We start from the raw sequence: 16,390 nt of genomic DNA on the forward strand, positions 1-16,390 counted from the left end.
AGGGCCATGACGGCAAGCTAATGGATATTCTGGTCAGCTATGGGGAAGCCGCCAAGACGACGGCTGGCTTTTTCTGGAAATCCGGCTGGGCATTCGTGCTTGGCTACGCGGTCAGCGGGATGATCCAGGCCTTCGTGCCGAAGAGGCGCCTGACGCGCCATATGGGCGATCCCGACGCCAAGAGCGTGAGCCTGTCGACCCTGTTCGGCATGATTTCCAGCTCTTGTTCGTTCGCCGCGCTCGCCGCGGCGCGCGCCCTCGTGCACAAGGGCGCTCATTTCGTCTCGGCCGTCGCCTTCATGTTCGCCTCGACCAATCTGGTGATCGAGCTGGGCATCCTGATCCTCATCTTCCTGGGCTGGCAGTTCCTGGTGGCCGAGATCATCGGCGGGCTGATCCTGATCGCCATCAGCACGATCCTGATCCGGCTCACCTATCCCAAATCTTGGATGGAGGCTGCGCGCGAAAAGGTCGAGGCCGAAGGCGACGCGGAAGCCGAGAGCTTCGATCCGATGGACCGGATTACCAGCCTGAAGGGCTGGGCGAGGGTGGGAAACAATTTCGTCGATGAATGGCTGATGGTCTGGCAGGAGATCCTGATCGGCTTCACCGCCGCGGGTTTCATCGCCGTCTTCGTGCCCGACAGCTTTTGGAAAGCGCTCTTCCTGTCCGATTTCGCGGTGGACAATCCCGGCAATTTCTGGGTTGTACTTCAGAACGCCATGGTCGCGCCCTTTGTAGCGGCAGCGACCTTCATCGGCTCGATGGGTAATATCCCGCTCGCCACGGTCCTGAGCTCGGGCGGCGTGCTGTTCGCCGGTATCATGGGCTTTATCTATTCCGACCTGATGGTGCCCCCGCTGGTGAAGGTGAACGCCAAATACTATGGCTGGCGCGTCGCGCTCTACATCGCGGGGGTCATGTATGCCAGCATCGTGGCGACCGCGATCATCCTGCATTACGGCTTCTACTGGTTCGGCGTCATGCCCGAGACCGGGCGCGCGGTCTCCGACGTCGCCCAGTTCAAGCTCGACTACACGCTCTTCATGAACATCGCCGCGCTCGCCATCGTCGCCATCATGCTCTGGCTGCGCGGAAAGCATCACCGGATGGCCGAGGATGAACCTGGCCACGACCACGCCGGGGGCGAATTCGGCGTGCAGGACTTGGGTGACAACGCTCTTCATCATCGGTCTTGCCGGCGGGGCTGTGGCCTTCTTCACGACAGGTGGAACCAACTAACTCGGAACGGTCAATTTCCAAGCACCTTGCATACCCCCGGGGGGTATTGTATTCATCTAGTCCGGCCTAGAACCGGCCGACCGGCGAGGAGGCCGCGCAATGAGCAATGATCACAACCATTCGAGCGAAAACGCTTGCTGCGCAGGAGGCGCCAAGTCTGCGCCTGACGGAAAGTACGACACCGTGCCCGAAGGCTATTCGGGCACGGTCTACACCTGTCCGATGCATCCCGAGGTCCGTCAGCCCAAACCCGGCCCGTGTCCGCTGTGCGGCATGGCGCTGGAGCCTGAAGGCGTCGTCGTCGGCGAGGAGGACCAGAGTGAGCTGAGAGACATGAGCCGGCGCTTCTGGATCAGCGCGGCGCTGACCTTCCCACTCTTTGTCTACGCCATGGGCGACATGCTGCCGGGCCGGCCCCTGCACGGCCTACTCGACAGCACCCTCGCCCAATGGATCCAGCTGGTGTTGGCCACGCCCGTGGTGCTGTGGGGCGGCTGGCCCTTCATCGTGCGCGGCGTGCAGTCGGTACGCACGATGAATCTCAACATGTTCACCCTGATCGGGCTCGGCATCACGGTGGCCTATGCCTTCTCGGTGGTGGCCACGATCGCGCCGGACCTCTTCCCGGACTCCTTCCGCGATGCGCAGGGGCGGGTCGGGGTCTATTTCGAGGCCGCCGCGGTGATCACGACGCTGGTCCTGCTCGGTCAGGTTCTGGAGCTGCGCGCGCGCAGCGCCACCTCCGGCGCGATCCGCGCTTTGCTCGAACTTGCCCCGCCCCATGCCCGCCGGATCGAAGCGGATGGCAGCGAGCAGGACGTCTCTATCGAGGACCTCCAAGAAGGCGACCGGCTGCGCGTGCGTCCCGGCGAGAAAATCCCTGTGGACGGGGAGATCGACGAGGGTTCCAGCACGATCGACGAATCCATGATCACCGGCGAGCCTATGCCGGTGCAGAAATCGACCGGCGACAGCGTCACCGGCGGCACGGTCAACCAGTCCGGCGGCTTCGTGATGCACGCCACGCGCGTCGGCGAGGACACGCTGCTGTCCCAGATCGTGAAGATGGTCGCCGAGGCGCAGAGGAGCCGCGCTCCCATCCAGCGCCTGGCCGACGTGGTCGCGGGCTGGTTCGTGCCCATCGTCGTGGTGATCGCGATTCTCTCCTTCACCGCGTGGACCCTCTTTGGGCCGGAGCCGGCGATGGCCTTCGGTCTCGTCAACGCAGTGGCCGTGCTCATCATCGCCTGCCCGTGTGCGCTGGGTCTGGCGACCCCGATGTCGATCATGGTGGCGACCGGAGAAGGCGCGAAGAACGGCGTGCTCATCAAGAATGCCGAGGCGCTCGAGACGCTGGAAAAGGTCGATCTGGTCGTGGTCGACAAGACCGGCACGCTGACCCAAGGCCGTCCCGAACTCGTCACCGTCGAGGCCGAGGACGGGGTGGAGGAAAACGAGCTGCTCTCGCTTACGGCCTCTCTCGAGCGCGGCAGCGAGCACCCTCTCGCGGCGGCTATCGTGAAGGGTGCCGAGGCGCGCGGCGCGACATTGTCCGATGTCTCCGGCTTCCAGTCGGTCACCGGCAAGGGCGTCTCGGGCAAGGTCGAGGGCCGGGACGTTGCGATCGGCAATCGTGCGATGATGAGCGATCTCGGGGCGCTTTCCCCGGCATTGGCCGAACGTGCGAATTCGCTGCGCGCCGAGGGCCAGACGGTGATGTTCGTAGCGGTCGACAATCGGCCAGCGGGGCTTATCGGCGTCGCCGACCCCATCAAGGACACCACGCCGGAGGCCCTGGAGGCCCTGCACGCAGCCGGCATAAAAGTTGTCATGCTCACCGGTGACAGCCGAGGGACGGCCGAAGCCATTGGCCGGCAGCTAGGGATCGACGAGATCCACGCCGATGTTCTGCCTGAGGATAAGAACCGCATCGTGGGCGAGCTGCGCGAGAAAGGCCATGTCGTCGCGATGGCCGGGGATGGCGTCAACGACGCGCCCGCGCTCGCCCGCGCCGATGTCGGCGTTGCGATGGGCACCGGAACCGACGTCGCCATGGAAAGTGCCGGCGTGACGCTGGTCAAGGGCGATCTCAGAGGCGTGGCCAAGGCGATTCGCCTGAGCCGGGCCACCATGGCCAATATCCGCCAGAACCTGTTCTTCGCTTTCGTCTACAACACGGCCGGTGTGCCGATCGCGGCCGGCGTGCTCTACCCGGTCTTCGGTCTGCTTTTGAGCCCGATGATCGCCGCCGCCGCGATGGCGCTCAGCTCGGTCTCCGTAATCGGCAATGCCTTACGCCTAAGATCGGTCAAGCTATGAGCGGCCAGCGGGACGAGGATGGAAAAGGCTATACGCCGCTGCTTGGAATCGCCGCATTGACGCCTTTCTACGACGCAGTAATAGCGATCTTTACACGGGAGGGACGATGGCGCTCCCTGTTGATCGCGGAACTTTCTCCTAAGCCTGAAGATGTAATAGTAGACATCGGCTCGGGCACCGGCAGGCTGGCCGAGCAGATCTGGCGTGTGCCGCCCTTCACAACCTATCTCGGCGTCGATCCGGATGAGCAAGCTGTGGCTATGGCTCGCAGGCGTGCCCGGCGGATGAGTGAATCTTTCACGTTTAGGACCGGCTTTTTTACCGGAAGCGAACTGATCGCTGGACGATCGCCCAACCGCATCGTCACCTCGCTGGTCCTGCACCAGACACCGCTGGCCGAGAAACGCAGAATCTTGCACGCGGCCTATGAGGGGCTCCAGCCCGATGGGGTATTGCTCATTGCAGATTACGGTCTTCAGAAGACCCGGTTTATGCAGCTCTTGTTCCGATTGACTGTACAGGCCTTAGACGGCGTCCAGGACACCCAGCCCAATGCCGACGGTGTTCTTCCCACCCTCCTGAATGAGGCCGGATTTGCAGCCGTGGACGAATTGGCCCGGGTGGACACGCTCACCGGGACGATAACCATACTAAAGGCTTCCAAGACACCGACGTCTGCAGCTAGAGGGCTCCATCCCGCCCCCGGCTCGGTCCAGTCCTCTGCAGCAGCACACAGAAGGAAGTGCCGGTGAAAAACTCAAGCCGTGTTACCCAGTACGCCCAGAACAGCCTGACCCTGATGGGTGCGGTGGCGATGGGCACCGGCGTCATGATCGGGGCGGGCATTTTCGCCCTGACCGGGCAGATCGCCCAGTTCGCCGGACCCCTCTTTCCGCTGGCCTTCCTGGTCGCCGCCGTGATCAGCGCGTTCAGCGCCTATACCTATATCAAGGTCTCGAACAAATACCCCTCCGCGGGCGGGATCGCGATGATCCTGAACAAGGCCTACGGGCCGGCCACGATCACCGGCGGTGCTGCGCTCCTGATGGCGTTCTCGATGATCATCAACGAGAGCTTGGTGGCGCGCACCTTCGCCACCTACACCCTGCAGCTCTTCCCCGGCGATCCGCACCCGGTCTTCGTGCCGATCCTCGCGCTGGGACTGATCGTGTTCGCCTTCCTGGTCAATATCGCGGGCAACCGGCTTGTCGGCGGGATATCCAAGGCGGCCGCGATTGCAAAGATCGGCGGCATCCTTGTCTTCGCACTCGTCGCGCTGGCTGCTGCCGGGTTCAGCTTCCAGCCAGCCCGGGCGAGCGATGGCGCGGACGCCTCGATCATGGGCTTCCTGGCCGGGGTGGCGCTGGCCATCCTCGCCTACAAGGGCTTTACCACGATCACCAATAGCGGCGCGGAGATCGCCAATCCCCACCGCAATGTCGGGCGCGCGATCATGATCGCGCTTGTCATCTGCCTGGTGGTCTACATGCTGGTCGCCTGGGCGGTGGGCTCGACCCTCTCCATCGACGAGATCGTGGCCGCGCGCGACTATTCCCTGGCCGAGGCGGCGCGTCCGGCCGTGGGTGAAGCCGGGGTCTGGTTCACCGTTCTGCTCGCCATCGTCGCGACCGCGTCCGGCGTTATCGCCAGCATCTTCGCGGTGTCGCGCATGATCGCGATGCTCACCGACATGAAGCTCATCCCGCACAGCCATTTCGGCATGCCGGGCCATATCCAGCAGCACACCCTGGTTTACACGGTCGTGGCGGCCGGCGTGCTCGCGGCCTTCTTCGATCTGGGCCGCATCGCCTCGATGGGCGCGATCTTCTATCTGGTGATGGACGTCATCATCCACTGGGGTGTCTTGCGCCGAATGCGCGAGGATGTCGGCGCCAACCCGGTCGTCCTGGTCGCCGCCATCCTGTTCGATCTGATCGCGCTGGGCGCCTTCGTCATCATGAAGCTGCTGAGCGATCCGTTCATCATCGCGGTCTCGGCCGGCGGCATCGCCGCGATCTTCGTCTTCGAGAAGGTTTATCTCGTCCGACGCGCGCCGCCGAATAGAACCGAGACCTAGGCAGACCCACTAAGCATCTGACTTAGGCTCCTCATTCATTGCCAGTAGGCAATGAGGGTCGCCAGGCGCGACAGCCAACAGGAATGTGGCTGAGATGGGCGGGCAAGCCGGCGTATGAGATCAGGGCGGGTGTGGCTCGGGTGTCCGGCACGTTGCCGACGGTAAGTACGAGCGCGTAGGGCCGGCCTAGCGTGTCGGTGAGTGCATGGATCTTGGAGGTCTGACCGCCCCGCGATGGCGCGATCGCCTAATTTTTCGCCCCCCTTTTCCGCAATGTGCCACTGGAGGCCAGCACTGCAAGAAGGCCTGTCCAGAAGCGGCGCCGGGACCATCGGTCGAAGCGGTTGTAGATGGTTGTCTACTGCCCGTACTCGGGCGGGGCAATCACACCACAGGCAACCCGATTTGAGGACATGGAAGATGCGCGAGATTACCCGCCGGGTCACTTACGCGTGGAAAGGTGCGGCCGGACCGCCGGCCATTGATCGTCATCAAGACAGAACAATCCCGCCATAATCGGCTCCGTTCGCTGCGCGACCGCCTCACCCCTGGGATCGGATTTTAAAGCTACTTCACCACGATATCATAGGTTTTGTGGTTGGAGGCTTCTCCACCGAGAATCCCTGCGATTTGCTCGACGGAGGTTCAATCGCGGCGGCAGCCCCCTGCTTCTCTCTCCAACTTGCAGAACGCAATCCCAGCAGCATGAAGGACGCGCCTCCGCCGAGGCGTAGCACAATTTCGTGCAGTAGAATCGGTATCGCTATGCCGGCAGCCAAGCCAAGCGCGAGGCCAATATACGGATCGGGCCGGGTAAGCAGCTGATAAGCTAGCTGCAGGCTCATCACTGCGAACAGGTGGTAGAGATAGATGCTGAACGAATAGGTCCCGATCCGGGCAAACGGACGAATGGTGAAGCGAAAGGCGAGTAGCGTGCCGCTGAGCGTGAGACCGAGGCCCAGTGCCAGACCCGTTCGCCGGGCAATATCGCGATCCGGTCCGGCAAAGACCGTTAGGGCGTGAAATGCAAACAGCACAAGTGCGAGCGCTACGCCGACAAGCGCGACGCGCCTTACCGAAGGCGATTCCAGCCGGGCCATAATCAGTCCGAAACCGAAGAACGGCGCGAGATAGATGGCTCGGTCCAGCGACATCCACTCCACCCCGCGCCCCAGCGGCGAGAGGAAGGCCGACGCGCTCACCGCCAGGAAAACGAAGGCTGCTGTTTGAGGCCGACGCGGCAAAGCGAGGTCGACGAATGCGACGGCGCAAAAGATCAAGATCAGAGCCTGCAGGAACCAGAACTGAGCATAGGGCTGAAGATAAATTGTCCAGAAGCGTGCCGGCTCGATGGCCCAGGACCCGCTCGTTACCGTCATGATCAGGGCGAATGTCGTTGCAGCGAATACGAACGGAGCGACCAAACGGCGCGCCTTTCCCCGTGTGAATGTGCCTACTTGGCCCGGCTGTACCGGCCGCGCCGCATAGACAAAGCCGGACAACATTGCAAAGAGTGGCATGCGAAGGTGAAAGAAGAGCTGTGCGAAAAGCGCTAATGGGTGATCGTCGAGGACCCGGAGCCCTTGACTGGGCGCCTCTCCGATCACGTGCAGCGCGACAAGCAGCAGGCAGGCTAGGCCCCGCAGGGTATCGATGGATGGGTCGCGAGAGTTACGCAAAGCCGATCATGTCCCTTGGTGGCGCATATCGTCCCGAGCGGACGGTATATGATGGGCTTCCAGCAAATCTTGGGCCATCGGAGCCAATGCGCGTCGGGCCTCAGGATTGAGATGGCGTGCCGACACATTCTTCTGTGCCCTCGGAAAGGCGATGAATTCGCAGGCTCATTGTCGGCTATTGACGCCGCGGATTCTTAATGCGGTCGAAGCATGGTTCAGAAACGCATTTTTTGGTGGGCGGTCTCGGAAAGACGATTAATGACGGACCAGGGGCGAGCATTTTTCAATGCCTCCCGCGGTAGCAACCACAAAGATGAACTACCTAGTCAACCGCGCCTAAGTGCGCCTTGAGAAAAAGCGCCAGAGTGGAACAAACACGACCGCGATATACCAGCCATAGAGATAGGCGCCGGCTGCGCCGAAGAAGAAACCGGTCCAGGTCAGCCATTCAAAGCCGGGAAGCAAGGGCGCCCACGCTTCGTGCATATGAAAGCGCTCCGGCATGACGAGCCCGAAGCCAATACAAAGCAGGTAGGTCACCAGGAGGAAGGCCGACAGTGAGAGGCCTGTTACCTTCATGCTCAACGGTTTCGCGAGGTCGGTATCCTTCATTTCGAAATCTCCATCCAGATTCGATCTGCCATGATCAGTGACAGCCACGACCCGGATACGATCCGGCGCAGGAAATCCCTCGGTTTGACATGAGGCCGTGAGGGAACCGGGCGCCGTGCGCGTAGTCGGTCGGTAACCGGATTTGCGGGGGGCATTCCTTGAGAACGATCGGTGCGGCTTTCACCGGGCGGGACAATCGCTTCACCCTGATCCGTCTTGCTCTCGCAAGTGCCGTGCTCCTTGAGCACGCGGTGATCGTGACGCAAGGACCACTTCCTCCACCACCTATGGCGATCAACGCATGGTCCATAAGCTATGCCGCGGTGAACGGCTTCTTCGTTCTATCCGGGTTCCTGATTGCCAACAGCCTCGAGCATCGCGCGGATCCCTTCACCTATGCGGCGTCGCGCATTCTGCGCCTCATGCCGGCTCTGGTATTTCTTTCAGCGATCGCGGTGTTTTTTGTTGGCCCTGTAGCGACCGGCCTGTCTCAGGCAGCCTACTGGACGGCTCCGCAGACCTGGACGTACCCGTTCCAGGTGTTGGCATTTCTCGACACATCGCAAGGTCCGGCCGGCATCTTCCCGGATCATCCCTGGCGGGGTGAGTTCTCGGCCACGCTCTGGACGCTGCGTTATGAGGTTATCGCCTATATCGCCGCCGCCCTGTTGTTCTTCACGCCTCTTCCCTGGGGCCGTGTCGCCGCGCTCGTATATTTCGCGATCGCCAACCTTGCGTATCTGCTCATCCAGACAACCTGGCCCGAGGCTCCGGCCCTGTTTACGAGCGCGGCGCGCCTGTCGGCGGCTTTCACTTTAGGCATGGTCGTATATTTGTGGCGCGAGCGGCTTCCTGTTCTGCCATGGGCTGCGATCGCGGCCCTTCCGCTTTGGCTGTTCCTGGGGGAGGCGCCTCTCGCTGAACTCTTTCTCAACCTCGCGATCGGCTCGCTCCTTTTCTGGGTGGCGTTCGCGCGGTTCGGCGGGGCGCCGACATGGAGCGCCGTCCCAGATTGGTCGTATGGCATCTATATCTGGCACTATCCGATTATGCAGCTCGTGCTGCTTGCCGAGCCGGAAGCGGACCCCTGGACCGTTGGGGCCTTCACGATCCCTGCCACCGCGGCGATCGCCGCGATCTCCTGGTATTGGATAGAAAAGCCGAGCCTTGGCCAGAAATCGCTACTCGGCGCGCTGCTGCGCGAGCCCAGAACAATTTTCAAGCTGATGCACCGCATCCGGTGAGGGAATGACGGCTTCAGTGCGTACTGAGTTTGAAGCAAGCGATCTCGACAGGAGACGATCCGATGAAACAGATTTGGATAACTGCCATCGCCGCCTCCGCCCTGCTTGGCGGAGCCGCATTCGGCCAGCAACCCGATGCCGATGGGGATCATGGCGCGCACCACGGCGCGGAGAGCACGACACAGAGCTCCCATGGCGATCGCGGCGCACATCGGCCCATGATGATGGGCGAAATGGACATGACCGGTCACCACGAGCACATGACGCGCATGCGTAGCCTGATGGACGAGGCACGCAATACCGACGATCCCGAAGAACGCCGTCGCTTGATGGCCGAGCATCGCGAGCAGATGCAGAGCCGCATGGGCGCCATGATGGACCACGACGATCAAGGGGACATGATGGAGCATTGCAGCCAGCGCATGTCGATGATGCAGGACATGATGGAGCAGATGATGGCGCGCCAGGAGATGATGGAAGGCTCCGCCAACGTCGGCGGCGGGGAGTAGCCAAGGTCGACTGCCGTCGCGAAAACAGGTAGCAACACTTGATTTAACGCTGACAGCGCGCTATGTACTGGATGATGAGCCGCAACCGCGATCAGGACAATGCTTTGACGCATGTCGCATGGATTAATGTGAGATCGAGCATCGCCGCATTTGCGCTGGCGGTGATTTCGCTCGTCCTGGTCCTGTCCTCGCCCGCGCTCGCGCAGGTCGGCCATGAGCCGGAGGCCTGCGGCCCGGCCCATCATGACGAGATGTGCTGCATGGACGCCATGTCCGCAGAGATGGAAGAGCAGGCCGCCTCCATGGCTGCCGGTGCTGACCATATCTGTGACGAGGCGAGCTGTGCGATGATGATCTCCTGTGCGCCCGCAACCGCCATTCTGACATTGGGTGGCGAGGACTCCGCGCTTGCAATCCCCCTGGATCACGGGGCGGCCCGCTACACCTCGCCTCACGCGTCCGCTCTGCTTGACGGGCTGAAACGACCTCCGCGCGCCTAGCTTTTCGAGCCGGGTCCGGTCTGACGACCGGCGCCGTTTTGCGAAAAGTGAATGTGTGGAGACATCCCAGTGAAATTCCCAATTTTTGCGGCGGCGCTTGCAGCCGTAGCGACTGCGTCGGCAGGCGCTCAGCACGGCCCCCAACCGGGCGCGCCGCTGAGCCTCGCCGAGGCGGTCCTCATCTCCGAGCGCAGCGAGGAACCGGGCGTGCTCGCCTGGCGGCAACGCTCGGCCTCGCTCGAAGCGCTCGGCGAGTCGGAGAATTCCCGGCCCGATCCCTCGATCCGGATCGCCGCCAACAATATGCGGCTCGACGATTTCGACCTGAACCGCGAGGCGATGACGCAGGGCGAGGTGCGGGTACGCCAGAGTTTCCTGCGCGGCGAGACCGGCGAACTTCGCCAGGCCCGCCGCGCTGCGCAGGCCGACGGTGCCGAGGCTCGCGGCGTTCTGCGGCAAAGCGAGATCCGGCGCGAGGTTCGAGAGAGCTGGCTCGACGCCTTTTACTGGGAACAGGCCGGACAACTCACAAGCCAGCGCCGCGACGAGCTGCGCCAGCTCGGCGAGATCGCGCTCGCGACCTTCGCCACCGGCCGGTCGAACGCGGCCGACGTGATCCGCGTCGACCTGGAAACCGCGGTTCTCGATACCCGGCTCGTCGATATCGACCGGTTCGCCCACCACGCGCGCACGCGCTTGGCCCGCTATCTCGGCGAAGCCGCTCACCGCCCCTTGGCCGGCGGGCTTCCGCACCTGCCCGCCCTGCCGCAGGCCGAGGCCATCGAAGCCGTGTTGGCCCGGCATCCTTCGGTCGCCGTTCAGGACGCGGAGATCCGCGCCGGCGAGCGCGAGATCGATCTGGCCCGCCAAGCCTTCAAACCGGCCTGGTCGGTCGACGCCGGATATGGCGTACGTGACAGCCGGTCGGACTTCGCGAGCGTCGGGGTGAGCGTCGAAATCCCGCTCTTCAACCGCGATGCACGCGAGGCGGGGGTGACCAGCGCACGCGAAGCGCGCTCTGCCGAGGAGCTCGAACGCCGCGCCCTCTTGCTGGACCTGCGCCGCGAATGGGAGCGACTTTTGTCCGACCGTTCCAGCCGCGAGGCGTCCATCGCCTTGTACGAGCGCGATGTCCTTCCCAATGCGCGCGAGACCGCCGAGGCGGTGATGACCGCCTACGAAAACGGACAGGCGGACTTTCCCGAACTGGTCCGCGCCGAACTGGCTCTTCTTGACGCCGAACTCGCGCTTCTGCGCCTGCACGTCGACGCCCTCAAGGCCGAGGTCGGCCTCCTCTATCTCGCCGGAGATATCCAATGAATATGCGTAATTTCATCGCAGGCGCCGGGCTTCTTGCCGGCGGCGTCCTTCTCGGCGCGTCCGCTGTCTTTTTCCTGGCTCCGGCCGGTGATGGTCCGGCGGGCGATGGCGAGCCGGACATCCTCTACTGGGTCGCACCCATGGATCCGAGCTATCGGCGCGATCAGCCGGGCCAGTCGCCGATGGGCATGGACCTCGTCCCGGTCTATGCCGGCGAGGAGGCGGGCGACGCCGAGGAGGGCGTCGTTCGCATCAACCCCACCGTGGCCAACAATATCGGCGTACGCACAGCAGAAGTGGAACAGGGCGCGCTGTCCCGGCGCGTCGAAACCGTGGGCTATGTCCGCCCGGTCGACGACCTGACCAGCGTCGTGGACGTACGTGCCGAAGGCTGGATCGAGCGTCTTCCCGTCGCGGCTGTCGGCGATGTCGTGGAGCGCGGCGATCTTCTCTTCAGCATGTATGCGCCGGCCATCCTGACCGCGCAGAGCGAGTTCCTGCAGGCGCGCCGGCTCGGCCGTGAAGCGCTGATCCAGTCGGCCCGCGCTCGCCTCATCGCGCTCGGAATGACGCGAGGCCAGATCGAGGCGGTGGCCCGGTCCGGCGAGCCGAGCCGGCTCGTCGATGTGCGCGCCGGCCAGGATGGAACGGTGTTGGAGATCGGCGTGCGCGAGGGCCAGCACGTCCAGCCGGGCAACCGCCTGATGACCATCACCGATCTGTCTCAGGTCTGGGTCGTCGCCGACTTGTTTCAGGACGAGGTCCAGGCCGTCGCGCCCGGTCAGGAGGTCTCGATGCGCACTCCCGACCAGCCCGGCCGGGTCTGGGAGGGCGAGGTGGAATATGTCTACCCCACCATCAATCCCGATAGCCGCTCGGTGCCGGTGCGCATGCGCTTCGAGAACCCGGAGCGCACGCTTCGTCCCAACAGCTATGTCAACGTCGCCATCGAGGCGGCCCCGCGTCTCGATGTGATCCACATCCCGCGCGAAGCACTGATCCGCACCCGCCAGTCCGACCGGGTGATCCTTGCGCTGGGCGAGGGGCGCTACCGTCCGGCTCGCGTTGTGCCCGGCATCGAGACCGGTGGCCGGGTAGAAATCATCGAAGGCCTTGCCCCCGGCGAGCGCGTCGTGGTGTCCGCCCAGTTCTTGATCGATTCCGAGGCGAACCTGCAGGGCGCGATGCTGCGCATGACCCCGCCGGAAAATATGCGCGAGACGGAGGAACCCGCCGAACCCGAAGCCATTCAGGTGACGGGAATTGTCGAAAGCGTCATGCCCGATCAAGGCATGATCCGCCTTGCCCACGACCCGATCCCGGCAATCGGATGGCCCGAAATGGTGATGGGATTCGACGTCGCGCCCGCCGTTGATCTCGGCCCGGTAACGCCAGGAGACCGGGTCGAGTTCGAAATGGTCGAAACCGCCGACGGCACCTGGATCATCACCGGTATCGCACCGGTGGGCGAAGACGCCGTCCAGGGCACGGGAACGGTCGAAGCGATCATGGGCGATCAAGGCATGATCCGCCTTGCCCATGACCCGATCCCCGAGATCGGGTGGCCGGCGATGAACATGTCGTTCGAGCTCGCCGAGGACCTCGATCCGGGCCGGATTGACCAGGGTGACCGGGTCGAATTCGAGATGGTCGAGACGCCGGAAGGCGCCTGGATGATCACCGATATCACGCCGGTGGACGGCGAAGCCGGCAATGGGGGGCAGCGCTAATGATCGCCTCCCTTATCCGCTGGTCGATCGCCAACCGGCTGATCGTTCTTCTCCTCGCCGCGATCCTGACCGGTTACGGCGCGTACTCGCTCTCGCGAACGCCGCTCGATGCGATTCCGGACCTATCCGACGTGCAGGTCATCGTCAAGACGACCTATCCCGGCCAGGCGCCGCAGGTCGTGGAGGACCAGGTCACCTATCCGCTGACCACCGCAATGCTCGCCGTGCCCGGCGCGGTGACGGTGCGCGGCTATTCCTTCTTCAACGACAGCTATGTCTACGTGATCTTCGAGGACGGGACCGATCTCTACTGGGCCCGCTCGCGCGTGCTCGAATACCTCTCCCAGGTCGCCCCGACCTTGCCCGACAGCGCCACCACCGCGCTCGGCCCGGATGCGACGGGGGTGGGCTGGATCTATCAGTACGCCCTCGTGGACCGGACCGGCGGGCACGATCTTTCCGAACTGCGCTCGATCCAGGACTGGTTTCTCAAATACGAGCTTCAGACGATTGAGGGCGTGTCCGAGGTCGCGGCCATCGGCGGCATGGTGCGCCAGTACCAGGTCGTCGCCGATCCCGAGCGCCTGCGCGCCTATTCGATCCCGCTCTCTCAAGTACGCACCGCCATCGAGCGCGGCAATCAGGAAAGCGGCGGGCGCGTCATCGAGATGGCCGAGGCCGAGTACATGGTGCGCGCCTCGGGCTACATCACCGGCATCGAGGATCTTGAGGCCATCCCGCTCGGCGTCACCGACACCGGCACGCCGATCCTGCTCGGCGATGTCGCCGAGATCCGCACAGGGCCGGAACTGCGCCGCGGCATCGGCGAACTCAACGGCGAGGGCGAGGTGGCCGGGGGCGTCGTCATCATGCGCTTCGGCGAGAACGCACTCGCCACGATCCGCCGCGTCGAGGAACGCCTGTCAGAACTGGAAGCCTCACTGCCCGAAGGCGTCGAGATCGTCACGACCTACAACCGCGCCGACCTGATCGAACGTGCGGTCAGCTCGCTCGGCAAGAAGCTGATCCAGGAACTCATCGTCGTCGCCCTGATCTGCGCGATCTTCCTGTTCCACCTGCGCTCCTCGCTGGTGATCGTTCTGAGCCTGCCTCTCGGCATCCTCGCCGCGATCGTGATCATGAACGCGCAGGGCATCAATGCGAACATCATGTCGCTCGGCGGCATCGCCATCGCCATCGGCGCGATGGTCGATGCGGCGATCGTGTTGATCGAGAACCTGCACAAGCACATCGAGCGCGAACCGCTGACGCGGGAGAACCGATGGCGCATCGTCGCCAAGGCCTCCACCGAGGTCGGTCCCGCGCTCTTCTTTTCGCTGATGATCATCGTGGTCAGCTTCCTTCCCGTCTTCGCGCTGGAAGCTCAGGAGGGGCGGCTGTTCCGTCCGCTGGCCTTCACCAAGACCTATGCGATGGCGGCCGCAGCCGGACTGGCGATCACGGTGGTTCCCGTGCTGATGGGCTATTTCATCCGCGGCCGGATCGTCCCCGAGCGCAAGAACCCGGTCAACCGCCTGCTGATCGCCGCCTATCGCCCGTTCATCGGCCTGGCGCTCGCCCGGCCCTGGCTGATGATCGCGGTGTCCGCGCTCGCCATCGCCAGCGCAGCCGTGCCGCTGTCGCGCATCGGCAGCGAGTTCATGCCCGATCTGAACGAGGGCGACCTCTTGTACATGCCGAGCGCCTATCCGGCTGCCTCTGCGGGCAAGATGGCCGAGCTCCTGCAGCAGACCAACCGGCTGATCATGACCGTGCCTGAAGTGCTCACCGCACACGGCAAGGCGGGCCGGGCGGACACGGCGACCGATCCCGCGCCGCTGACCATGATCGAGACCACGATCCAGCTGCGCCCGCGCGAAGAATGGCGCCCGGGCATGACGATCGATGATATCCGCGCGGAACTCGACGCGGCGGTCGAGGTGCCCAGTCTAAGCGATGTCTGGATCATGCCGATCCGCAACCGGATCGACATGCTGGCCACCGGCATCAAGACCCCGGTCGGCATCAAGGTCGCCGGACCCGATCTCGCGGTGATCGCCGAGATCGGCCAACGAATCGAGGACGCTATCGAGACCGTGCCGGGTACCAGCTCGGTCTATGCCGAACGTGTGACCGGCGGGCGTTTCGTCGATATCGACGTGAACCGCGCGGAGGCCGCACGCTTCGGGCTCAACATCGCCGACGTGCACGACGTGATCCGTACCGCGATCGGCGGCATGACCATCACCGAGAGTGTGGAAGGGCTGCAGCGCTATCCGGTGAACCTGCGATATCCGCAGGACTATCGCGGCTCGGTTGCCGATCTGCGAGCGCTTCCCGTCGTCACCCCGTCGGGCGAGGAAATCCCGCTCGGGCGCGTCGCCGACATCACGATCGATGACGGACCCGGCGTGATCCGCAGCGAGAACGCCCGGCTCAACGGCTGGATCTATATCGACATCGCCGGGGTCGATATCGGCTCCTACGTGGCCGAGGCTCGCCAGGCCGTGGCCGACCAGGTCGATCTTCCTGCGGGCTATTCGCTCAACTGGTCGGGCCAATACGAGTACATGGAACGGGCCCAGGCCAAGCTCGCGCTCGTCGTTCCGGTGACGATCGCGGTGATCCTGCTGCTCCTTTTCCTGAGCTTCCGCCGGATCGTCCCTGTCCTGATGATCATGGGTACACTCCCGCTCGCGCTCGTGGGCGGGCTCTGGCTGCTTGATCTGCTCGGCTACAATCTGTCCGTCGCTGTCGGGGTCGGCTTCATTGCACTCGCCGGTGTCGCGGTGGAGATCGGCGTTCTGATGATCGTCTATCTCGAACAGGCGCTCGCGCGCCATCGAGAGAGCGCCGCCGAAGAGGGCCGGTCCCTGAGCGGGCAGGATATCCGCGAGGCGGTGATCGAGGGCGCACTCTTACGCGTTCGTCCGATCATCATGACCGTTGCGACTGTCATCGTCGGTCTGTTACCGATCATGTTCGGCAGCGGCGCGGGTTCGGAAGTCATGCGCCGCATTGCCGCCCCAATGGTCGGCGGCATGGCCAGCGCGACCGTACTGACTTTGCTGGTCCTGCCGGCGTCGTTCCTGATCTGGCAGCGGTTGGCGCTAAGATCACAAGATCGGCAGGTGGGTTCCGTTTGAAGTGGCCAACCA

12 protein-coding genes are annotated in these 16,390 nt (G+C 63.7%); 10 read left to right on the forward strand and 2 right to left on the reverse strand.

All coding sequences use genetic code 11. The features are described 5' to 3' along the window. The first annotated feature begins 20 nt into the window (after window positions 1–20). Genes PGP17_RS11565 through PGP17_RS11580 form a run of 4 tightly spaced genes read left to right on the forward strand, consistent with a single transcriptional unit; the run spans window position 21 to window position 5,638 of the window. Window positions 21–1,352, forward strand: coding sequence for a permease (locus tag PGP17_RS11565; protein WP_270375494.1), 1,332 nt, complete (start codon window positions 21–23; stop codon window positions 1,350–1,352). Next, a complete protein-coding gene (locus tag PGP17_RS11570; RefSeq protein ID WP_270375495.1) occupies window positions 1,342–3,561 on the forward strand; it encodes a copper-transporting P-type ATPase in 2,220 nt (739 codons plus the stop codon). The genes PGP17_RS11565 and PGP17_RS11570 overlap by 11 nt, the downstream gene beginning before the upstream one ends. Continuing rightward, entirely contained in the window at window positions 3,558–4,313 is a 756-nt protein-coding gene (locus tag PGP17_RS11575) for a class I SAM-dependent methyltransferase (protein WP_270375496.1), read from the forward strand. Before PGP17_RS11570 ends, PGP17_RS11575 begins: the two co-directional genes overlap by 4 nt. A gap of 47 nt (window positions 4,314–4,360) precedes the next feature. Continuing rightward, the gene (locus PGP17_RS11580) at window positions 4,361–5,638 is read left to right on the forward strand and encodes an APC family permease (protein WP_442915158.1); all 1,278 of its coding nucleotides are present in this window, start codon (window positions 4,361–4,363) and stop codon (window positions 5,636–5,638) included. Between the two features lie 572 nt (window positions 5,639–6,210). Here the strand turns inward: PGP17_RS11580 and PGP17_RS11585 are convergent. Together PGP17_RS11585 and PGP17_RS11590 are read right to left on the reverse strand one after the other, a co-directional pair. Beyond that, a complete protein-coding gene (locus PGP17_RS11585; protein WP_135944008.1) occupies window positions 6,211–7,317 on the reverse strand; it encodes an acyltransferase family protein in 1,107 nt (368 codons plus the stop codon). A 336-nt stretch (window positions 7,318–7,653) separates the two neighbouring features. After that, window positions 7,654–7,929, reverse strand: coding sequence for a DUF5676 family membrane protein (locus PGP17_RS11590; RefSeq protein ID WP_135944007.1), 276 nt, complete (start codon window positions 7,927–7,929; stop codon window positions 7,654–7,656). A gap of 158 nt (window positions 7,930–8,087) precedes the next feature. On the opposite strand from PGP17_RS11590, the gene PGP17_RS11595 reads away from it, so the two are divergent. The 6 genes from PGP17_RS11595 (at window position 8,088) to PGP17_RS11620 (ending at window position 16,378) form a co-directional block, all read left to right on the forward strand. After that, a complete protein-coding gene (locus tag PGP17_RS11595) occupies window positions 8,088–9,173 on the forward strand; it encodes an acyltransferase family protein (RefSeq protein WP_158291216.1) in 1,086 nt (361 codons plus the stop codon). A gap of 62 nt (window positions 9,174–9,235) precedes the next feature. Beyond that, entirely contained in the window at window positions 9,236–9,682 is a 447-nt protein-coding gene (locus PGP17_RS11600; RefSeq protein ID WP_270375498.1) for a hypothetical protein, read from the forward strand. 71 nt (window positions 9,683–9,753) lie between these two features. Continuing rightward, a complete protein-coding gene (locus PGP17_RS11605) occupies window positions 9,754–10,182 on the forward strand; it encodes a hypothetical protein (protein ID WP_270375499.1) in 429 nt (142 codons plus the stop codon). A 69-nt stretch (window positions 10,183–10,251) separates the two neighbouring features. Then, on the forward strand, window positions 10,252–11,502 hold the full coding sequence (locus PGP17_RS11610; protein ID WP_270375500.1) for a TolC family protein: 1,251 nt from the start codon (window positions 10,252–10,254) through the stop codon (window positions 11,500–11,502). Next, window positions 11,499–13,232 (forward strand): efflux RND transporter periplasmic adaptor subunit, encoded by a 1,734-nt coding sequence (locus tag PGP17_RS11615; protein WP_270375502.1) that lies wholly within the window; start codon window positions 11,499–11,501, stop codon window positions 13,230–13,232. The genes PGP17_RS11610 and PGP17_RS11615 overlap by 4 nt, the downstream gene beginning before the upstream one ends. After that, window positions 13,232–16,378, forward strand: coding sequence for an efflux RND transporter permease subunit (locus PGP17_RS11620; RefSeq protein WP_270375503.1), 3,147 nt, complete (start codon window positions 13,232–13,234; stop codon window positions 16,376–16,378). Before PGP17_RS11615 ends, PGP17_RS11620 begins: the two co-directional genes overlap by 1 nt. The last annotated feature ends 12 nt before the right edge of the window (window positions 16,379–16,390 follow it).

This window comes from Marinicauda sp. Alg238-R41 (assembly GCF_947331485.1).
GTDB classification, from domain to species: domain Bacteria; phylum Pseudomonadota; class Alphaproteobacteria; order Caulobacterales; family Maricaulaceae; genus Marinicauda; species Marinicauda pacifica.

Excerpts from the sequence above, each read along its gene's own strand:
- PGP17_RS11565 (WP_270375494.1), top strand. The coding sequence starts at position 21 with ATGGATATTCTGGTCAGCTATGGGGAAGCCGCCAAGACGACGGCTGGC.
- PGP17_RS11570 (WP_270375495.1), top strand. The coding sequence starts at position 1,342 with ATGAGCAATGATCACAACCATTCGAGCGAAAACGCTTGCTGCGCAGGA.
- PGP17_RS11575 (WP_270375496.1), top strand. The coding sequence starts at position 3,558 with ATGAGCGGCCAGCGGGACGAGGATGGAAAAGGCTATACGCCGCTGCTT.
- PGP17_RS11580 (WP_442915158.1), top strand. The coding sequence starts at position 4,361 with ATGGGTGCGGTGGCGATGGGCACCGGCGTCATGATCGGGGCGGGCATT.
- PGP17_RS11590 (WP_135944007.1), bottom strand. The coding sequence starts at position 7,929 with ATGAAGGATACCGACCTCGCGAAACCGTTGAGCATGAAGGTAACAGGC.
- PGP17_RS11600 (WP_270375498.1), top strand. The coding sequence starts at position 9,236 with ATGAAACAGATTTGGATAACTGCCATCGCCGCCTCCGCCCTGCTTGGC.
- PGP17_RS11605 (WP_270375499.1), top strand. The coding sequence starts at position 9,754 with ATGATGAGCCGCAACCGCGATCAGGACAATGCTTTGACGCATGTCGCA.
- PGP17_RS11615 (WP_270375502.1), top strand. The coding sequence starts at position 11,499 with ATGAATATGCGTAATTTCATCGCAGGCGCCGGGCTTCTTGCCGGCGGC.
- PGP17_RS11620 (WP_270375503.1), top strand. The coding sequence starts at position 13,232 with ATGATCGCCTCCCTTATCCGCTGGTCGATCGCCAACCGGCTGATCGTT.